The sequence below is a fragment of the Bacillus sp. FSL K6-0972 genome (assembly GCF_037976035.1).
Lineage (GTDB): Bacteria > Bacillota > Bacilli > Bacillales > Bacillaceae > Bacillus > Bacillus haynesii.
In genome coordinates, this window is record NZ_CP150260.1 from 1,565,125 (window position 1) to 1,583,968 (window position 18,844).

Sequence of the window (18,844 nt, forward strand, 5' to 3'; positions counted from 1 at the left end):
CGCTTTTTCTTTTGGAAAAAATGAATCCCGAGAGGTTTGTTTCGCGTATATAAAGGAAAATGTGAAAATATATATGCTAAAAAGGGGCGGATCATATGAAGAACGTTCGGTCATCCTTACTGTGCACGGTTTTGACTGTGACTTTTGTATTCCTCTGTGCGGATTTTGCCGAAGCCGGAGAAAAACCGACAAGAGCGTCGTTATTTGAGACCCTTCAATCCGTATCAGACGTCCATCTTCAGCTGACCGAAAAGGAAAGAACAAAAACAGACATGATATCCCTCTTGGAGCCTTATATGGAACACGCCATGGCAGCGAAGTATGTAGAGGCGAACGCCTTTCCCGAACAAGCGGGGTGGATTTTTTACGGAACAGACGCGCCTGAAATTGCAATCCCTTTCTTCAGCTATGATGAAGACACAAAAGTGGCGGAAAAAGACGGGAGCTATACCGTATATGAATGTGTTGGAGATCAAAACGGCGGTCCTGTTTCATATCAAAAAAATTATCAGACGGTGACGCTGAAGAATATCGGAGGCAGCTTCAAAGTAACGGATATCGGTCAATCTGATACAAAACCGGCTGGAAAAGAAATGATGTTCGAACAACCGGATGAGAAAGAAACAAGCTCGAGTTTTGCGGATAACAAGGAAGCAGACCAGGCTGTATTCCCGCTTTTTGTCATCGATGTTAACTGGACATTGGCCGGATTTTTCAGCTAAAAAAAGAATTTAAAGAAAACCATTGACAATGATACTGATAATCATTATCATTTAATTATAGAGAGATGAACCTCTCTGTTCCCCAACCCCTCTATCAGATCAAGATTTTAAAAAACTTGGCGCTGCCCCCGCCAAGTTTTTTATTTGCATGGAATCCCGCACTTCAAATAGCCGCGGGATTTTTGGGCTTTAGGCACGGGAAAAGGAATAAGACAATCTTGTTGCTCCATAAATCTAAATTGGTGGTTAAAATAGGCTCCTCTGCAGTCAAAAAAATATTTTTCATGTATGACATGAAAAAAGAAAACTCAAACTATGAAAAAGCGGTTTTTCTTTTTCATGATCAAAAAGGAAAAATGTCATCGGCTGATACTTTGTGGTATGATGCATTGTAGAACTTGTATTATAATTAATACTTGTTGATCCTGAAGTTGTTTTTTTGAAAGGAGTCTTTTTTAGAATGTCACAATTAATGGGTATCATCACGAGACTGCAGAGCCTGCAAGAGACTGCGGAGGCTGCCGGAGAACCGACGCAGCGCAATTTTGAAGTAAACGGAGAAAAAATTTGCAGCGTAAAATATTTTGAAAAAAACCAAACATTTGAGCTGACAGTTTTTCAAAAAGGTGATAAGCCTACTACATTTCCGTTTGATAACATCGATATGATTTCAATCGAAATCTTTGAACTGCTTCAGCAATAGGAGGATATGGCATGAAAGCTTTTCCAAGCGTTATTTGTCCGCATTGCAAAACAACCGAGCATATGGATCAAGTTCTGACAGCCCAGTCCAATCAGAATGTAATTTACAGATGTGGGAGCTGCGGGTTCAGCTTGAAAAATATACCGACTAAAAAAGGATAGCAGACAGACGAATCGTTCCATCTTCGGTGCGGATCAAAAATGAAAAGGGGCATTCCAATGGCTGATTCTTTTCTTTTTTACAATCTTTCTGAAGATCAAATGACATTTCCTGAAGTGATCGGGAGACTGAAGGCGTTCATACGCCAAGATCCGCGGGCAAGCTACCTGCTGTCCGTCGGAACAGACTCGCAGATCCATCAGAACTGCACAAAGTTTATCACCGCTATCCATTTGCACCGCAAAGGCAAAGGAGCGTGGGGCTGTCTGAAAAACACGGTTGTCAACAGACCGATACATAGCCTCAGGGAGAAAATATCGCTTGAAACAGCTTACAGCCAAGAGATTGCCGCATATCTTTTAAATGATTATTTTAATGAAATCATGGATCTGCTTCTTCCGTTTACAGACGAGGGAGCAGATTTAACCCTTGAAGTTCACTTGGATATCGGAAAAAAAGGAATGACAAAGGATTTAATCCAGGAAATGACGGGCCGGATCACTTCGATGGGGATCTGCGCCAAAATTAAACCTGACTCCTATACAGCTTCAAGCTATGCAAACCGGTATACAAAATAATTGTTTGAAAGAAAATCGAACAGATGTCGAAATGTGCGGTTGACGTTTGATTTGCAATTTCATATTCTAGCCCTATAGAAACTAGAGAGAACATATCGTTTCTGACTCTAGCTAAATCAATTAGGGGGCTGGTTAAGAATGGAACGCTTTTCAGAAGAAGAGAGAAAACTGTTGCTGAACGTACTTTTGGACCATGAGTATGCCGTAGAGCTACTAAGCAGTGAGATCAATGATATAGAAACGGGTACAAAAAATGTGGATAGCCTGACATATAAGAAACTGGTTACCTTATACGACCGTGTCCGGTCTGAAAATTAGGTCAGATTATATCAATTGATACTCATTAGAGTATCTTTTTTGTTTCCTAAAAGGATATTGAATGATAAACTGACCTTGAAAGAAAGGAAAGTTTTCGACAAATATTGATACTGTTTATATTATTGTAGTATAGGGAAATTATGCGTTGATGGATTAAAGCTGAAAAGGAGTCGAAAAATCATGATTAGTTTGCAATCAGATGAACTTCTTGAAACGACAGTAGGTCAGTTTATGATCGATGCTGATAAAGTAGCTCATGTTCAAGTCGGAAACAATCTGGAACATGCCCTTCTCGTTTTGACAAAAACCGGATATACCGCGATCCCTGTACTTGACGCTTCTTTCCGTTTGCACGGATTAATCGGAACGAATATGATCATGGATAAAATCTTCGGCTTGGAACGAATCGAATTTGAGAAGCTTGACAAAATTCATGTTGAAGAAGTTATGTTGACAGACATCCCCCGCTTGAAAATTGACGACCCGATCTTGAAAGGGTTCGGACTGGTCATTAACAACGCATTTGTATGTGTCGAAAATGAAGAGCAGGTTTTCGAAGGCATTTTTACAAGGCGTGTCGTATTAAAACAGCTGAATAAGCATTTAAGGACGTTGAATAAATAGGCGCGGCAGCGGCCTATTTTTTATTTGCAGCGCTACATCCAACCCTCCGCACATACCCCGAAGCCTGACTTCCCGCTTGATTAAAAAACAGCCGTTTGATTAAATGTATGATAAGAAAAACTTATTGGAATGAGGAATGTCCATGCAGCTTCAAGAGCTTCACATGCTTGTCGTTCTGGCGGAAGAATTAAATATGCGGAAAGCGGCTGAACGCCTGTTTGTTTCCCAGCCGGCTTTGTCCCAGCGGCTGCAAACCATTGAGAAATCATGGGGAACGAAAATTTTTTTAAGATCGCAAAAAGGGCTGACTGTAACGTCTGCCGGAGAAAAAATCATCCAGTTTGCAAAAGATGTGACATTGGAACAGGAAAAAGTGAGAGAGAATATAGATGAGCTGGAGGGCGAGATTCACGGTACGCTCAAATTGGCGGCGGCTTCGATCATCGGGCAGCATTGGCTTCCGAACGTTTTGAAAACCTACGTCAAACAATATCCAAACGTGAAAATTTCCCTCATCACCGGCTGGAGCAGCGAAATGCTGAAAAGCCTCTACGAAGACCATGTTCATATCGGCATTATCAGAGGAAACCCGGAATGGAAAGGGCCGAAGCACTACTTGATGCGGGACGAATTGTACCTTGTCGATACAGAGATCCGAAACATTGAGGACATTGCCAAAACGGAACGGCCGTTCATCCAGTTCAAAAGCGACAGCACGTACTATCAGGAAATTCAGCACTGGTGGCACCAAAAGTTCAAAACATCGCCGAAACAAACCATTATTGTCGACCAAATTGAAACATGCAAACAGATGGCTTTCCACGGGATCGGTTATGCGATCCTTCCATCGGTAACGCTTCACGGAAGCGCGAGCCATGTTCATCAAATCCCTTTGCTTGACGCTAAAGGAAAAGCAATCGGCAGAGATACGTGGCTGCTTGGTTATGAGCCGGCTTTCCAGCTGAAGCAAGTACAGGCGTTTGTAGAGGTTGTGAAAGAATGTACGGCAATGGAATAAACACTAGAAAGGCAGGACTCCAAAAAGGAGACTGCTTTTTTTGTATGATTTATTGACATTGATAATCATTATCATTTAAAGTGTATCTATATAATAATGAAAATCATTATCAATTATAGAGGTGATTCTGTTGTCTAAAGCATTGATTGCATATGCCAGCATGTCAGGCAATACGGAGGATATCGCGATGATCATCAAAGATACATTGCGAGAGAACGGTTTTGATGTCGCAATTCAGGAAATGGATGATGTCGATACCGACTCATTGGCTGAATATGATCTTTTTTTAATCGGCACCTACACATGGGGGGACGGGGATCTTCCTTATGAAGCGGAATCGTTTTACGAAGAGGTCTCTTCAATTGACCTTAAAGGAAAGAAAGCGGCATGCTTCGGATCCGGCGATTATGCGTACCCCCGGTTTTGCGAAGCGGTCAACACGTTTTACAGCATGCTTGAACGAACCGGCGCTGATCTTTATCGAGAGACCCTGAAAATAGAGCTTGCCCCTGAAACGGATGAAGATGCCGAATGCTGCAAGGAATTTGCCGAAGGCTTTATAAGATGGGCAGAGCAGCAAAAACGGCAGGCTGAGACCCATGTTTCATAAAGGTGCAACGGCCGTTGCTTCGGCAAAGCATTCCGGTTACTTTGTCGCCATCAAGCGGGAAGGTATTTTTCACTATTCACTTGAGCAAGGCTGGAAAAAGCTCTTTCAATTAAAAAGCAAAATCTGTTCCATCACCTATATCGGCGATTATTTGTTCGGCGTAGGGGAGAGGGGAACGATTATCAGATCGTCAGACCAAGGTGCAACCTGGTCAATCTCAAGCTTTCCGACAAACGCCACGATTTGGTCGATCACAGGGAGAACGGACGGCTTCGTATGTGCACATGGGAAGCATTGCATTTACATATCGGAGGATTTCGGCGTTTCATGGAAAATCGTCAAGCCGTTTTCCGGTTTGAGTCATCCGCCCGTTATTCGCTCTCTGTGCCTCCATGAAGAGCGCCTTTACATCGGGACGCAGATTCATGAAGTGCACGGCGGTGTTTGGGCATACGATTATGCATCAGAGTCGGCTTTTATGATCAAAAAAGAAACCGGCCGCATGACCGCCTCGATGATCGCATTTGAAGGCGAATGGCTGGTATGTGCGATGGGGTCCAAAAAGGGAAATCACGGTGCCGTCGATTTGGTCAACATTCACACAAATGATGAAATACAAATCAGGCAGGGCCTTGTTGAGCATGAAGAATCTTTCCTGGATGTGTCCGAAGACAACGGAATCATCTATGTCACATCGGCGCAAGACCGAGACGGCTTTTCAAGAATTTATCAGCTTGATTTCTATGAAAGGGAGCTGAAATGGTTTGACACGATTAAAGGGCATGGGTTCAGAGTGGCCAATCAAAAGGAGAACTTCTTTTGCGCAGGTCTTTATGAATGCAAATTTGTCAGACCTTATGAACAGCCTGCTGCAGCCCACTGATTTTATAGCGTTTTATAGGAGGAATAACGATGGGGAAAGTTTTGCTGGTTTATGCAAGCATGTCTGGAAATACAGAGGCGATGGCCGATTTAATTGAGAAAGGCCTTCTTGAGGGCGGGGCTGAAGTGGACCGCCATGAAGCGATGGATGTAGATGCGGCGCTCTTTAACGATTATCAGCACATGATATTTGGCGCCTATACATGGGGCGACGGGGAACTTCCAGATGAGTTTTTAGATATTTACGATGATATGGAAGGGATGGATTTCACAGGCAAGACGTTTGCCGTTTTCGGATCCGGAGATACTTCTTACGAGCATTTTTGCGGTGCCGTCGACATTCTTGAGGACAAAATCACAGAGCTTGGCGGAGACGTGTTGCTTCCGTCCGTTAAAATCGAAATGAATCCGGAGGATGAAGAAGAAGATATGCTGCTTGCATTCGGCAGGGATTTTGCAAAGAAATGTGAAGTTCCGGCATGACATTTGATAAAAAAGGAAACGGGACGCCCCTTTCCTTTTTTTCTTGTTTTTAAATCTTTCCTTTGATACAGTAATGAGGAGAAAAAGAGAAGGAGGACTTACATAATGAAAATGATGGATGCAAATGAGATTATCTCATTTATTCAAAATAGTAAGAAATCAACACCTGTTAAAGTGTATGTGAAAGGCGACCTTGAAGGAATTGACTTCGGCGCTTCAGCCAAGCCTTTTATTACAGGCAATACAGGGGTTGTATTCGGAGAATGGGCGGAGATTCAAGCTGCGCTCGAAGCAAACAAAGGCAAAATTGAAGACTATGTCATCGAAAACGACCGCCGCAATTCGGCGATCCCAACGCTCGATTTGAAAAATATTAAAGCGCGCATCGAGCCGGGGGCGATCATCCGCGATCAAGTGGAAATCGGCGATAACGCCGTCATCATGATGGGAGCTTCCATCAACATCGGCTCTGTGATCGGAGAAGGAACGATGATCGATATGAATGTCGTGCTGGGCGGACGAGCTACCGTCGGCAAAAACTGCCACATCGGAGCCGGTTCCGTGCTTGCCGGTGTCATTGAGCCTCCTTCAGCAAAACCTGTCGTTATTGAAGACGATGTCGTTATCGGTGCAAACGCCGTCGTACTTGAAGGCGTGACTGTCGGAAAAGGAGCCGTTGTTGCTGCCGGCGCGATCGTTGTGGAAGATGTTGAGCCTTACACAGTAGTCGCGGGAACGCCTGCGAAAAAAATCAAAGACATCGATGAAAAAACAAAAGGCAAAACAGAAATCAAACAGGAATTGCGCCAGCTTTAAGAAGCGGCAGCGAAAAGTGCGTGGATGTGACAATCCACGCATTTTCATATCGCCGGGGAGGTTAGAAAGATGAAATTGGACGAATTAGCAGCGATTCGCAGAGAGCTGCACCAAATTCCTGAACTCGGTTTTCAGGAATATAAGACACAGGCTTATCTTTTGAACCACTTAGCAAAGCATCCGGAAGACCGGATTGAAATTGAAAAGTGGAGAACCGGACTGTTTGTAAAGGTTAAAGGGACAGCCCCTGAAAAGATTTTGGCGTACAGGGCAGATATGGACGGGCTCTCTATTCGGGAAGATACCGGATACCCTTTTTCTTCCGTTCATCAGGACAGGATGCATGCGTGCGGGCATGATTTCCACATGACGATCGCCCTCGGCATCATCGATCATTTCGTCAGCCACCCGGTTAAACAAGATCTGCTGTTTTTGTTCCAGCCGGCTGAAGAAGGACCGGGCGGCGCTGAGCCGATGCTTGAAAGTGACTTGTTTAAAAAGTGGGAGCCGAGCATGATCACAGCGCTGCACATCGCACCTGAGCTCCCGGTCGGAACGATCGGAACGAAAAGCGGGCTGCTCTTTGCCAATACGTCAGAGCTCGTAATCGAACTTGAAGGAAAGGGCGGGCATGCAGCATATCCCCACCTTGCAGAAGATATGGTGGTCGCCGCCAGTTCGCTCGTTACGCAAATGCAGTCGATCGTAGCCAGGAATGTCGATCCGCTGGACAGTGCTGTCATTACCATCGGGACGATTACAGGCGGATCGGCACAAAACATTATCGCTCAGGAAGCAAGGCTTGAAGGGACGATCAGGACGCTGTCCCCAGCGTCAATGGAACAGGTAAAGAAAAGGATCGAGGCCATGGTGAGAGGCCTGGAAACGGCTTATCAATGCAGCGGTAAAGTCAGCTATCCTGCAGCATATTATCAGGTCTACAATTCAAGCGGTTTAGTCGAAGACTTTATGCAGTTCGTTTCTGAAAACGGCCTTGCAGAGGTCGTCCGTTCAAAAGAAGCGATGACAGGGGAGGACTTCGGCTATATGCTGAAAAAGTATCCGGGCTTCATGTTTTGGCTTGGCGTCGATTCACCTTACGGACTTCACCATGCCAAACTGCAGCCGAAAGAGGAAGCGCTTGAGACGGCAGTCCGTGTCATGACCGCTTATTTTTCTTCCAAAGCCAATTAGATCAAGCGGCTGGTATAAAAAATCGGCAAAAGTGGCATCTTAATTGGTGGAGGTGTTTCTTCATGTCGAAAAAAATCGGAATCGAACAATCTCTTTCTGATGTCGAGGCTGCTTTGAAGGAAAAAGGGTATGAGGTTGTAACGATGAAAACCGAAGACGATGCAAAAGGATGCGACTGCTGCGTTGTCACCGGTCTGGACACTGACATGCTCGGTATTTCAGATACGATGACCGGAGCATCTGTCATCCAGGCGACTGGTTTAACTGCCGATGAAATCTGTCAGCAGGTTGAGCAAAAACTTCAGTAATAGACATAAAACCGAAGTTCCAGCTTCGGTTTTAACTTGTTTTTCCAAAAAAACGTCTACTGCGTGTTAAACGGTTGTTTCCTCATCCGACGGCATGTTACACTTTTTTAAAGGCTTATAAAAGAACAGCCGCTAATTTAAATTTATTATCAATTAATATTGACTAAAAATATGGTAAGTATTATAATGAATTATGTATGTGATGTTATTAACTAAATGAGAATTTAATATTTAAATTCTCATTTTGATATGGGTAACAGAACCCAAAAATCACAATTGGAGGGATACATAAAATGGCAGAACGCATGGTAGGTAAACAAGCGCCGCGCTTTGAAATGGAAGCGGTTCTTGCAAACAAAGAATTCGGAAAAGTAAGCCTTGAAGAAAACATGAAAAATGATAAATGGACAGTTCTATTCTTCTATCCAATGGACTTCACTTTCGTGTGTCCGACAGAAATTACAGCAATGTCTGACCGCTATGACGAGTTTGAAGACCTTGATGCAGAAGTTATCGGCGTTTCAACTGACACCATCCACACTCACTTGGCATGGATTAACACAGACCGCAAAGATAACGGTCTCGGCCAGCTGAAATACCCGCTTGCTGCCGACACAAACCATGAAGTATCCCGTGAATACGGCGTACTGATTGAAGAAGAAGGTGTTGCGCTTCGCGGATTGTTCATCATTAATCCAGAAGGCGAACTTCAATATCAAACAGTGTTCCATAACAACATCGGCCGTGATGTAGACGAAACATTGCGCGTGCTCCAAGCGCTGCAAACAGGCGGTCTTTGCCCTGCAAACTGGAAACCGGGACAAGCAACCCTTTAATTTTTATTCTTAGATAAGAAATCAGATTGGAAAGGTCTAACATTTGTTAGACCTTTTTAATCGACAAAAATGACAATGGAGGAAAAAACATGAAATTACGTCAGCCGATGCCGGAACTGACCGGCGCAAAAGAGTGGTTAAACGGAGAAGTGACAAAAGAGCAGCTTATCGGAGAAAAGCCGACATTAATTCATTTTTGGTCCATCAGCTGCCACTTGTGCAAAGAGGCGATGCCGCAAGTCAATGAATTCCGCGACCGCTACAGTGATAAACTAAACGTGGTGGCCGTGCATATGCCGCGTTCAGAAGACGATTTAGACCTGAACAAAATCAAAGAGGTTGCCGCTGAACATGATATCACTCAACCTATTTTTGTTGACAGCGACCATAAGCTGACTGACGCTTTCGAAAATGAATATGTCCCTGCTTATTACGTATTTGATAAAACAGGCCAGCTTCGCCATTTTCAAGCTGGAGGCAGCGGAATGAAAATGCTCGAAAAACGTGTGAACCGCGTTCTTGCCGAAACAGAACAGTCTGCTGACTAAAGATGAAAAGCCCCGTTTTCATGGGGTTTTTTATTTGTTCAGTCTCCCAATCACAAAAAAACAAAAAAAATTTCCTCTATCCGCCCCTTTTGACAAATAGATCATTTGACACTGTTTATTTCATTTGATGAGTCTTATAGCCTGTTTTTGTTTCAGGAGCATTTCTGGCTATCCCCGTGCATGAAAGATTGCAAATTCGACAAGTGAAATCTGGCAATTTTGAATATTCTGGATTTATAAGCCGGAATAATCATTGATATCTCACACTTTCCATCATGATTAAACAGTGGATTCTATTCCTAAATTATGTTTCAGTGAAAAGTAATTTTCTAGGTTCCTTCATTATTTACCATTTTTCGACAATGTCTTTAGAGTAGGCCGAAATGCTTCAAAAACTCCTCAGGCTTCAAGTTTTTCGGAAATTTAGTTCTATTTTCTTAACGGAAATCAACAGTAGAAAAACGAAAAAATAGTTGATAAAATTAGTTTGGTAATCTAATATTTTTATTGGAAGGTTTATTTATCTGATAGGAGGGTATAAACGGTATGTTTAACGAGAGGGAAGCATTGCGTTTAAGATTAGAGCAGCTGAATGAGGCTGAAGTTAAGGTGATTAGGGAGTATCAAATTGAGCGGGATAACATATATGCAAAGCTGCGTGAATTGGATCGTCCATCCAGCTTTAATGATACAAAAAAAGATTTTCGCCCAGAGCGTAAAACTGAATCTCTTCCTGTTTTAGCTGAATTAGCTGCGCAGGAGATGAAGAGCTACCAGCAGCAGCAACAGCAGCCGCAAGCATCTCAAAAAAACCAGCAGCAGACTTCTCCGCAAACCTCCTCACTGCCTGCCGGAATTCCAGATGGAACGACAAGGCGCAGAAGGGGTACAGCACGTCCAGGCTCAAAAGCTGCAAAACTGCGTGAAGCGGCGATTAAAACATTAAAACGCCATAATGCGGCCATTAAAAGCTCCGAACTTCAAAAGGAAATCGAAAAAGAGAGCGGACTTGAGATCCCTAATATGACAACCTTTATGCAAAGCCTGATTAAAATGTACCCGGAAGTCAAAAAACCATACCGCGGTCAATATATATTAGAGGGTGAGATTTCTACTGAGACAGAGCAGCAATAGGTCAAACCCTTGCTTTTCCAGATAGCGTTTCCATTTTGCGGAAACATAAAGGCGGCCGCTTTAAACGAGCCGCCCAATCAACTGCTTGAGACAATCGACTCAAGCGGTTTTTTATAAAATCCAAATTATTCCTTAAAGTGGTATTCAATTTAAAGGTTTTGTTTCTTTTTCTTTCCGTTTGATTTGATAGACCCATTTTTGTGGGGTTGTTTCTTCTTTCGTCTGTTTTTTCCACTCTGTTATTTTCTGATCCATTTTCGTATCATTTTGTTTGATGGCGCTCAATTGTTGTTGGAGCTGATCGACTTGCTCTGTAACAGTTTGAAGCACCGCTTCGATCTGTTCTGACCGTTCAAAGACCTCCTCGTTTTGTTCAAGCGTTTTCTCCGTCTGCTGAAATGTATCAATATCGGCAAAATGAGAAGCGATCCACTTATCACTTTCATCGAGTTGCCTTTTATAAGATAGAATCGTTTCGTAAAACAGCGCCTCTTTCGTTTTTTCAGCTTCTAAAAGGCGGCTTTTCGTTTCTGTCACCCGCTCTTTTAATACCGCGACATCTGTTTCGATTTGTTTGAGCTGAAGACTTTTAGCGTGAAGTTCGTCTTTCAGGCGGGCATTTTCATGGGCAGCGTTTTTGAGCTCCTGCTCCTTTTTTTCCCTCAGCGTTTTTTCTCTTTCTGCATGAAGCTTTTCGTATTCTATCTGGCTATGTAAGCTTTTCTTCTCCTCTTCGGCTTTTACATTTGTTAAATGAAGGCGGTGCTTTTCTTCTATCTCTTGTTTTCTTGCATAGGTTTCTTTTTGAAGGAGCTCCTGAAGGACAACGATTTTACCCAGCAGTTCGCTTTTTATCCGGTTGAGCGTTTCGGCCGACTCGTCTTCCTTGTTTGCCGAGACCCGCTCCAGTTCGATTGACAGCTGCTGAAGCTGCTGTTTCATGGTTGCGTTTTCCCGGCTGAGCTTATGATTTTTCTGATGAAAATAGCTTGCTTCAAGCTCGTGTATCAATTGATGTGATCTTGCCAGCTCCGCCTTTAAAAAAAGGTTTTCCTGTGATAAATCATGAAAATAAGGCAGCGAACCCGATGTTTTTTTCATGGTGACCAGCCCCCTATACATGTTACAACTACAATATGCATAAATGAAACCCGCCATGCCTCTTGAAAAAGAGATTTTACAGACTTGTTCGGATTTCTAAAGTTTTGCTATGATGTTCGCAGACAGGAACACGTGAAGGAAGGTTGAGCTGCATGAAAGAAATACATGTCATATTATCAGGGGGATTTTCGCGCCGTTTTGGGGAACCGAAGGCGTTTGCCCGCTGGAAAGGTAAGCCGCTTTATCAATGGTGCAAACAGGCGCTGGGAGACGACGTCCTGATATTGAGCCGTCCGGGCCTGACGGAGCGGTTTATAGAACTCGGGGAAAAAGCGGTGCTGGAAGATCTCGAACCGTTCAGAGGGAAAGGGCCGCTTGCCGGTATGTACACAGCCATGGAGCGGACGGAAGGGGAATGCTATATTTTTTCGGCTTGTGATACCCCGCTTGTCCGGAAGGAGACCATCTCGGCTTTAAAACGGCAGATGACACCGGCGGATGACGCCGTCGTGCCGGTTGCAGACGGAAGGACGCAGCCGCTTATTGCCGTCTACCACAGAAGGGTGAAATCCGTCCTCCTCGAACAGCTTCAGCAGAACGAACTGAAGATCAGCAGTTTTCTCGACCGCATTCGCGTCAAGTACATTGAAGCAGAAGCGGTCGGGGCAGAGCCGCGGGAATTTATAAATGTCAATAAAAAGTCGGATTTAGATAAAATAGAACCGTTCTTTCCGGGATGAAATATTTTATCATAGATTGCAAGGGTTTTTCGGAAGGTGTTTTTCAAAAGACAGCAGACTGAAAAATGGTATGATATAGAAAAGGAAGTAAAGGGGATCATCCTGATGCATGAACGGTATTCAAGACAAATCAGATATCAAAACATCGGAGAGGCGGGTCAGGACAGAATCAGGCAGAGCCATGTTTTGATCGTCGGAGCCGGGGCGCTTGGCACGTCAGCTGCTGAAGGGCTTGTGCGCGCAGGCATCGGTACACTGTCTATTATAGACCGCGATTATGTGGAATGGAGCAACTTGCAAAGGCAGCAGCTCTATACAGAGAAAGACGCGGAGGAAAGGCTTCCGAAAGCGGCAGCTGCAAAAGACCGTCTTTCCCAGATCAATCGCGATGTTGAGCTTCGTACATATGTTGCAGACGGCACCGTTGAAACACTCAGACCGCTAATCGAAGAGGCGGATGCTGTCATCGATGCAACGGATAACTTTGAGACCCGCATGATCATCAATGACCTTGCGCAGGAGACGGGCACTCCGTGGGTTTATGGCGCTTGTGTCAGCAGTCAGGGCATGTATATGACGATTATTCCTAAAAAAACGCCGTGCCTTGCCTGCCTGTTTGAAGATGTTCCGATTGGCGGGGCTACATGCGACACGTCGGGGATTATTTCGCCGGCCGTTCAAATGGTGTCGGCTTATCAGCAAGCTGAAATTTTAAAAATCTTAACGGGCCAGCAAGAAGCGCTGCAAACCGCTTTTGTCACCTTTGATTTATGGGCTAATACCCACTATCGAATGCAGATCGGCCGCAATGAGAAATGCCCTTCGTGCGGAGAAACGCCGGTTTATCCTTTTCTCAGCGACATGAGCCAAAAGAAAGCCGACGTGCTGTGCGGAAGAGAGACCGTCCAAATTCGCAGCGATATGTTAAAACGGCTGCCTAAAGAGGAGCTCATGAAAAAGCTTTCGGGCATCGGAAAAGTGGATGCCAATGATTATTTGCTGCATGTACAATATGAGACATTCAGAATCGTTATATTTAACGATGGAAGAGCCCTTGTACACGGCACAAATGATATAAAAGAAGCCAACTCCATATTGGCGAGAGTCATCGGAATGTAACAACAGGAGGTTTTTTTAATGATTGAAAAAAGAACGCCCATTCCAGTTTTTGAAGCCGCTGCGCGTGTTTCTCGGCACCAGAAGCAGGGAGATACAGAGTGGATTCATCTTGAGGAGAGTCTCCATAGATTTTTAGCCGAAGATGTCAAGGCTGATCATGATGTACCCGCTTTTGACCGTTCGCCCTACGACGGCTTTGCTGTCCGAGCCTGCGATACCGCCGGTGCTTCGCGGGAAAATCCGCTGCAATTTGAGGTGGTTGATCACATTGGAGCCGGAGCCGTATCGGGTAAAAAGCTCGGCCCTTTTCAAGCCGTCAGAATTATGACGGGAGCGCAGATTCCGGAGGGCGCTGATGCGGTAGTCATGCTTGAGCTGACAAAAACCTTCTCAGAAGACGGTAAAAACTATATGGTGTTGAAGCGCACACTGCAGCCGGGAGAAAATATATCAAAAACCGGAGAAGATGCGAGAAAAGGATCGGTTCTTGTGAAGAAAGGAACCCGGATAACGCCGGGTGTTGTCGCTTTGCTTGCAACATTCGGATATGCAGCGGTTCCTGCAGTCAAAAAGCCTGTGGTAGGCATCATTGCCACCGGGACGGAGCTTCTGAATGTCAGCGATCCTCTCGTTCCCGGAAAAATCCGCAACAGCAATGCAGGCATGGCGGCCGCTCAGGTTGAAGAGGCAGGCGGAAAACCCCTTTATTTAGGAAAGATTTCTGATCAATTTGACGAAAGCTTTGCAGCGGTGGAAAAAGCTTTGGACAAGGTGGATTTTCTGATTACGACCGGAGGGGTATCCGTAGGGGACTTTGATTTTCTGCCGGCAATTTACGAAAAGCTGGGTGCCGAGGTTCTGTTTAATAAAGTGGCGATGCGTCCGGGAAGTGTAACGACTGTCGCTCAATTAAACGGCAAATTGCTGTTTGGGCTGTCAGGGAACCCGTCAGCCTGCTTCGTTGGATTCGAGCTATTCGTCAAGCCGTCCCTGCGCACCTGGCTGCAACATCCGAAGCCGTATTCTTTATGTGCAGAAGCGGTTTTAACCAAGGATTTTCCAAAACCTAATCCGTTTACAAGGTTTGTCCGCTCGTTTGTATCGATTAAAGACGGCACGCTTCATGCGGAGCCTGTCGGTCTGGATAAATCGAGCGCCGTAACGTCTCTGGCAGATGCCAATGCCCTGATGGTTTTGCCGGGCGGAACGAGAGGCTATGAAGCCGGGGCAAGAGTGCATGTTCTTTTATACCGGGATGAGAACGGAAGTGAACAGCTGTGGCCGCACATTTTCCAATCCTCCAGATCGTAGGGTACCAAAACAGCGGCAAAACGACGTTCGTTGAAAAACTGGCGGAAAAGCTCGATCAGCTCGGCGTCAAGGTTGGCTGCCTGAAACATCACGGACATGGAGGAGAACCGGATGCTTTTGCCGAAGGAAAGGATTCCGACCGCTTTTTTCGGGCTGGGGCGGCTGCGTCCGGTGTCGAAGGAGCGGGCGTTTTTCAGCTGACGGCGCGCGGCGAGTGGACGCTTGACCAACTGATTGCCGCTTACGGTGTTTTAGCAGTTGAATGTCTTCTCATCGAAGGATTTAAACATGCGCCGTATCAAAAAGTTGTCATGATCAGAAACGAAGCGGACTGCCAGCTCTTAAAGGAATTGGATGGCATCATCGCCGTCATTTATCAGCAGAGCGAGCCGAAAACGGATGTTCCATCCTTTCATATTGAAGACCCGAGTGCCGTGGCTTTTATTCTGAAACATCTAAAGGAGGAAGGCATTTGTCTGAACGATTTGTCATAACAAAAGAGCCGATTGTCATCGAAGATGTCGTCAAAAAAGTTGAAAGAAGGGAAGCCGGTGCCATTACGACGTTTATCGGAACAGTGAGAGAATGGACCAATGGAAAAAAGACCCTCTATCTCGAATATGAAGCCTATGTTCCGATGGCGGTCAGCATGCTCGCTCAGATCGGGAAAGAAATCAATGAAAAATGGCCTGGTACAGCTGCAGCGATTACCCATCGCATCGGCAGGCTGGACATTTCTGATGCGGCCGTTGTCATCGCCGTGTCGTCGCCTCACCGGAAAGCGGCGTATGAAGCGAACGAATATGCGATCGAAAGGATAAAGCAAATCGTCCCGATTTGGAAAAAAGAACATTGGGAGGACGGCGAGACTTGGATCGGCGACCAGCTTGAGACAACTGAATACCCGGAAGGGAAACCAGATATGGAAGCAGCGGCTTCCGGCAGAAAAAGAGGTGCTGACCATTGATTAAAATTTTGCTGTTTGCCCAGCTTGCGGAACAAGCGGGGACGCAGAGCATCGATATAGATGAAGAAAAGACGACAACAGACGATATCAGACAGTTTTTAAAAGAAACTTACAATCTTCAGGGGACGGACCGGGCGATGATCGCTGTGAACGAAGTGTACAGAAGAGGAAACAGTGAGGTCAAGTCGGGAGATACGGTTGCTCTTATTCCCCCGGTCAGCGGAGGATGAGAACGGTCGGTCGGTTCAGGCATAGAGCCTGTCACCGACCGACGTTTTTTTTAGAACCGTTTTCAAGATAAAGAAAACAGCCGCGCCGTTCTTTCGAAATGTTTGGTTCTAATTTTTGAATCAGGTCATAAAGCTCACTAATACGGTGAACGTTAAAATTGGTTCTTTCTTTCAGTTTCATTTTCAGTTCTTTTGTCGTTACAATTTTTCCTTTTTGCTGTTTAATAATGTCTACGCAATGTGCTGCATAATACTCTTTATTGGAACGTCTATGTCGCTGGATTTGTCTGTCAAGTTCTCCTAACCTTGCATAAATCCCTTCGCGTTCTTTCCGGAAGTCCTTCCAGATTTTTTGTTCCAATTCACCTAAGAGGAGAAGCTGTTTTTTTAAAGCCTCTCTTTTCGACATTGCAATCAACTCCGTCATTCATAATTTGATAACATTTTCTATTATTTTACATCATCTTCCTTCATTCATCAAAAAATTTCCTTTGACATTGAAAAACTATTTTTTATCGGCTGTCACATTTTAAACAGGCTTTATTTCAAACGGAAGAAGGGGGAAAACTCCATAATAAGTCTGAATTTTTTAAAATCGGTGGAATTTTATTTCGTAAACCGATATATTAGATGATGTGTCCTTGTTTTACATGAATTGGAAAGGTGCTGGTGCAAATGGAGTCCCTTAAAAAACTAAAAGATTTTTATTGGCCTTATAAAAAAATGTTCTTGTGGTCGCTTGTGTCGATGCTTCTTATGACGGCGATCACCGTTGTTTACCCGATTATTCTGCAATTGACAATTGATGATGTGATTCTCGGCGGAAGGTACGGTATGGTCATATGGATCAGCCTTGGGTTCATCGCTGTCATGGCGGCGAAGGGTGCAGCCACTTTTTTTCATCAGTATCTTGGAGATATGTTCGGAATCCGCTCTGTCTACCGGTTAAGAAAAGAGCTGTATGCGAAATTGCAGCGTCTGCCGTTCAAGTATTATGACAGCGCTAAAACGGGAGATTTAATGTCGAGACTTACGGCTGACGTCGAAGGCATCAGATTCTTTTTATCTTTCGGTTTTGCTGAGGCGATTCGATTTATCCTGCTTGTCACCTTCAGTCTGTCTGTCATGTTTTCGTATTCTGTGCCGCTGACTCTAGTTACGATTGCTTCTCTGCCGTTTTTAGGAGCGGCTGTCTACAGGTTTGACAAAAAAGTGCATCCCGCTTTTCGGAGCATAAGAAAATCTTTCGCCCGTTTAAATACGAAAGTTCAGGAAAATATCAGCGGCATGAATACCGTTAAATCTTTATCAAAAGAAGAATTTGAGATTCAAAACTTTACTCATTCAAATGACCATTTTCGAACTAAAAATTTAAACGCTTCGTTTATCATGTCGAAATTCTTTCCGCTGATGGAGTTTATCGGCAATATCTGCCTCGTTGCCCTGCTGTCGTTCGGCGGCTGGCTCGTGATGCAGAACAGCTTAAAACCGGGTGAGCTTGTCGCTTTTTTCAGTCTCGTCAATTACTTGATGTGGCCGATCATGAACCTGGGTTATGTCATCAACCTGTTTTCACAGGCGAAAGCATCAGGAGAGAGGCTGCTGGAAATTCTTGATGCCGAGGAGGAAATCACCGACAGCGGACATGCGGTAAAAAACGGCAGGCTGAACGGTGATGTCGTATTCAGCGATGTTTCCCTTCAATATACAGAAGAAAATGCAGAAGCGCTGCATGGGGTGTCTTTTCAGGCCGAGCGCGGCAAAACGATTGGGTTAATCGGTGCTACGGGGTCAGGCAAGAGCAGCATCATTCAACTGCTGAGCCGCTTTTATGAGCCGACATCCGGCCGGATCACGATCGACGGCAAGCCGCTTGAACACTACTCATTAAAGATGCTGCGCTCCAATATCGGCGTTGTCCCGCAGGAATCGTTTTTATTTTCATCAACGATCAGGTCAAATATATCTTATGGAAAGCCTGATGCATCAATGGATGAGATCATCGAAAGCGCGAAAAGAGCCCAGGCGCACGATTTTATCATGGAGCTTCCGAACCAATACGATACGATGCTCGGCGAGAGGGGGCTCGGGCTTTCCGGTGGCCAAAAACAGCGGATTGCGATAGCGAGAGCAATTTGTCTGAACCCGGGCATTCTCATTCTGGATGATTCAACGAGTGCCGTTGACATGGAAACGGAGCACCGCATTCAGCTTGCATTGCGGGAAGTCATGCGGGATCGGACGACTTTCATCATCGCTCACAGAATCTCATCCTTAAAGCATGCTGACGAAATCCTTGTTCTCGATAAGGGTGTTGTTAAGGAAAGGGGAACACACGAACAATTAATGGAAGAAAACGGTTTATACAAACGGATTTTTGATTTGCAGTATAAAGATCAAAATGTGTTGAATGAGCCGCATTTTGCAGGATAGGAGGCTCTTG

24 protein-coding genes are annotated in these 18,844 nt (G+C 44.8%); 22 read left to right on the top strand and 2 right to left on the bottom strand.

Going from position 1 to position 18,844, the window contains the following annotated elements; all coding sequences use genetic code 11:
* Nucleotides 1-95 precede the first annotated feature (95 nt).
* The 15 genes from MKX80_RS07950 to rok all read left to right on the top strand — a co-directional run bounded on the left by MKX80_RS07950 (nt 96) and on the right by rok (nt 10,933).
* Nucleotides 96-722, top strand: coding sequence for a DUF3993 domain-containing protein (locus tag MKX80_RS07950; protein WP_182070753.1), 627 nt, complete (start codon nt 96-98; stop codon nt 720-722).
* Between the two features lie 460 nt (nt 723-1,182).
* Entirely contained in the window at nt 1,183-1,425 is a 243-nt protein-coding gene (locus MKX80_RS07955; RefSeq protein WP_043927448.1) for a DUF1797 family protein, read from the top strand.
* Between the two features lie 218 nt (nt 1,426-1,643).
* On the top strand, nt 1,644-2,162 hold the full coding sequence (locus tag MKX80_RS07960) for a ribonuclease H-like YkuK family protein (protein ID WP_020451199.1): 519 nt from the start codon (nt 1,644-1,646) through the stop codon (nt 2,160-2,162).
* 138 nt (nt 2,163-2,300) lie between these two features.
* The gene (gene abbA / locus MKX80_RS07965; protein WP_003181305.1) at nt 2,301-2,480 is read left to right on the top strand and encodes an antirepressor AbbA; all 180 of its coding nucleotides are present in this window, start codon (nt 2,301-2,303) and stop codon (nt 2,478-2,480) included.
* A 180-nt stretch (nt 2,481-2,660) separates the two neighbouring features.
* Nucleotides 2,661-3,104, top strand: a complete 444-nt coding sequence (cbpB, locus tag MKX80_RS07970) for a cyclic-di-AMP-binding protein CbpB (RefSeq protein ID WP_003181307.1) — start codon at nt 2,661-2,663, stop codon at nt 3,102-3,104.
* A gap of 142 nt (nt 3,105-3,246) precedes the next feature.
* Complete coding sequence (locus MKX80_RS07975) at nt 3,247-4,122, top strand: LysR family transcriptional regulator (protein WP_154995940.1); 876 nt, start codon at nt 3,247-3,249, stop codon at nt 4,120-4,122.
* A 130-nt stretch (nt 4,123-4,252) separates the two neighbouring features.
* Nucleotides 4,253-4,732, top strand: coding sequence for a flavodoxin (locus MKX80_RS07980; protein ID WP_154995938.1), 480 nt, complete (start codon nt 4,253-4,255; stop codon nt 4,730-4,732).
* A complete protein-coding gene (locus MKX80_RS07985) occupies nt 4,722-5,615 on the top strand; it encodes an exo-alpha-sialidase (RefSeq protein ID WP_154995936.1) in 894 nt (297 codons plus the stop codon). Before MKX80_RS07980 ends, MKX80_RS07985 begins: the two co-directional genes overlap by 11 nt.
* 29 nt (nt 5,616-5,644) lie before the next feature.
* Complete coding sequence (locus tag MKX80_RS07990; RefSeq protein ID WP_154995934.1) at nt 5,645-6,097, top strand: flavodoxin; 453 nt, start codon at nt 5,645-5,647, stop codon at nt 6,095-6,097.
* Between the two features lie 105 nt (nt 6,098-6,202).
* Nucleotides 6,203-6,913 (top strand): 2,3,4,5-tetrahydropyridine-2,6-dicarboxylate N-acetyltransferase, encoded by a 711-nt coding sequence (dapD, locus tag MKX80_RS07995; protein ID WP_003181319.1) that lies wholly within the window; start codon nt 6,203-6,205, stop codon nt 6,911-6,913.
* Nucleotides 6,914-6,982: 69 nt separating this feature from the next.
* Nucleotides 6,983-8,107, top strand: a complete 1,125-nt coding sequence (locus MKX80_RS08000; protein ID WP_154995932.1) for an N-acetyldiaminopimelate deacetylase — start codon at nt 6,983-6,985, stop codon at nt 8,105-8,107.
* Between the two features lie 62 nt (nt 8,108-8,169).
* Entirely contained in the window at nt 8,170-8,415 is a 246-nt protein-coding gene (locus tag MKX80_RS08005) for a YkuS family protein (RefSeq protein ID WP_003181323.1), read from the top strand.
* A 293-nt stretch (nt 8,416-8,708) separates the two neighbouring features.
* Nucleotides 8,709-9,251 carry a biofilm-specific peroxidase AhpA gene (gene ahpA / locus MKX80_RS08010; RefSeq protein WP_003181325.1) on the top strand — a complete coding sequence of 181 codons (543 nt, stop codon included), beginning with the start codon at nt 8,709-8,711 and terminating at the stop codon, nt 9,249-9,251.
* An 89-nt stretch (nt 9,252-9,340) separates the two neighbouring features.
* Nucleotides 9,341-9,799 (top strand): redoxin domain-containing protein, encoded by a 459-nt coding sequence (locus MKX80_RS08015; protein WP_154995930.1) that lies wholly within the window; start codon nt 9,341-9,343, stop codon nt 9,797-9,799.
* Nucleotides 9,800-10,345: 546 nt separating this feature from the next.
* Nucleotides 10,346-10,933: a transcriptional regulator Rok gene (rok, locus tag MKX80_RS08020; protein ID WP_020451209.1), complete on the top strand. Its 588-nt coding sequence runs from the start codon at nt 10,346-10,348 to the stop codon at nt 10,931-10,933.
* Between the two features lie 144 nt (nt 10,934-11,077).
* On the opposite strand, the gene MKX80_RS08025 is transcribed toward rok, so the two are convergent.
* Nucleotides 11,078-12,034, bottom strand: a complete 957-nt coding sequence (locus MKX80_RS08025; protein WP_154995928.1) for a sporulation protein — start codon at nt 12,032-12,034, stop codon at nt 11,078-11,080.
* A 152-nt stretch (nt 12,035-12,186) separates the two neighbouring features.
* Between MKX80_RS08025 and MKX80_RS08030 the strand changes: the two genes are divergently transcribed.
* The 6 genes from MKX80_RS08030 to moaD all read left to right on the top strand — a co-directional run bounded on the left by MKX80_RS08030 (nt 12,187) and on the right by moaD (nt 16,401).
* The gene (locus MKX80_RS08030; protein WP_154995926.1) at nt 12,187-12,774 is read left to right on the top strand and encodes a molybdenum cofactor guanylyltransferase; all 588 of its coding nucleotides are present in this window, start codon (nt 12,187-12,189) and stop codon (nt 12,772-12,774) included.
* A gap of 105 nt (nt 12,775-12,879) precedes the next feature.
* The gene (locus MKX80_RS08035; RefSeq protein ID WP_222592108.1) at nt 12,880-13,893 is read left to right on the top strand and encodes a molybdopterin-synthase adenylyltransferase MoeB; all 1,014 of its coding nucleotides are present in this window, start codon (nt 12,880-12,882) and stop codon (nt 13,891-13,893) included.
* Between the two features lie 18 nt (nt 13,894-13,911).
* A complete protein-coding gene (glp, locus tag MKX80_RS08040; RefSeq protein ID WP_154995922.1) occupies nt 13,912-15,204 on the top strand; it encodes a gephyrin-like molybdotransferase Glp in 1,293 nt (430 codons plus the stop codon).
* A complete protein-coding gene (gene mobB / locus MKX80_RS08045; protein ID WP_154995919.1) occupies nt 15,171-15,698 on the top strand; it encodes a molybdopterin-guanine dinucleotide biosynthesis protein B in 528 nt (175 codons plus the stop codon). Before glp ends, mobB begins: the two co-directional genes overlap by 34 nt.
* A complete protein-coding gene (locus MKX80_RS08050) occupies nt 15,677-16,171 on the top strand; it encodes a molybdenum cofactor biosynthesis protein MoaE (RefSeq protein ID WP_182070745.1) in 495 nt (164 codons plus the stop codon). The genes mobB and MKX80_RS08050 overlap by 22 nt, the downstream gene beginning before the upstream one ends.
* A complete protein-coding gene (gene moaD / locus MKX80_RS08055; RefSeq protein ID WP_154995915.1) occupies nt 16,168-16,401 on the top strand; it encodes a molybdopterin converting factor subunit 1 in 234 nt (77 codons plus the stop codon). The genes MKX80_RS08050 and moaD overlap by 4 nt, the downstream gene beginning before the upstream one ends.
* A 31-nt stretch (nt 16,402-16,432) precedes the next feature.
* Here the strand turns inward: moaD and MKX80_RS08060 are convergent, their stop codons facing one another.
* Nucleotides 16,433-16,810: a hypothetical protein gene (locus MKX80_RS08060; protein WP_154995913.1), complete on the bottom strand. Its 378-nt coding sequence runs from the start codon at nt 16,808-16,810 to the stop codon at nt 16,433-16,435.
* 266 nt (nt 16,811-17,076) lie between these two features.
* Here MKX80_RS08060 and MKX80_RS08065 point away from each other — a divergent pair, with 266 nt between their 5' ends.
* Complete coding sequence (locus MKX80_RS08065) at nt 17,077-18,834, top strand: ABC transporter ATP-binding protein (RefSeq protein ID WP_268310322.1); 1,758 nt, start codon at nt 17,077-17,079, stop codon at nt 18,832-18,834.
* Nucleotides 18,835-18,844: the final 10 nt, after the last annotated feature.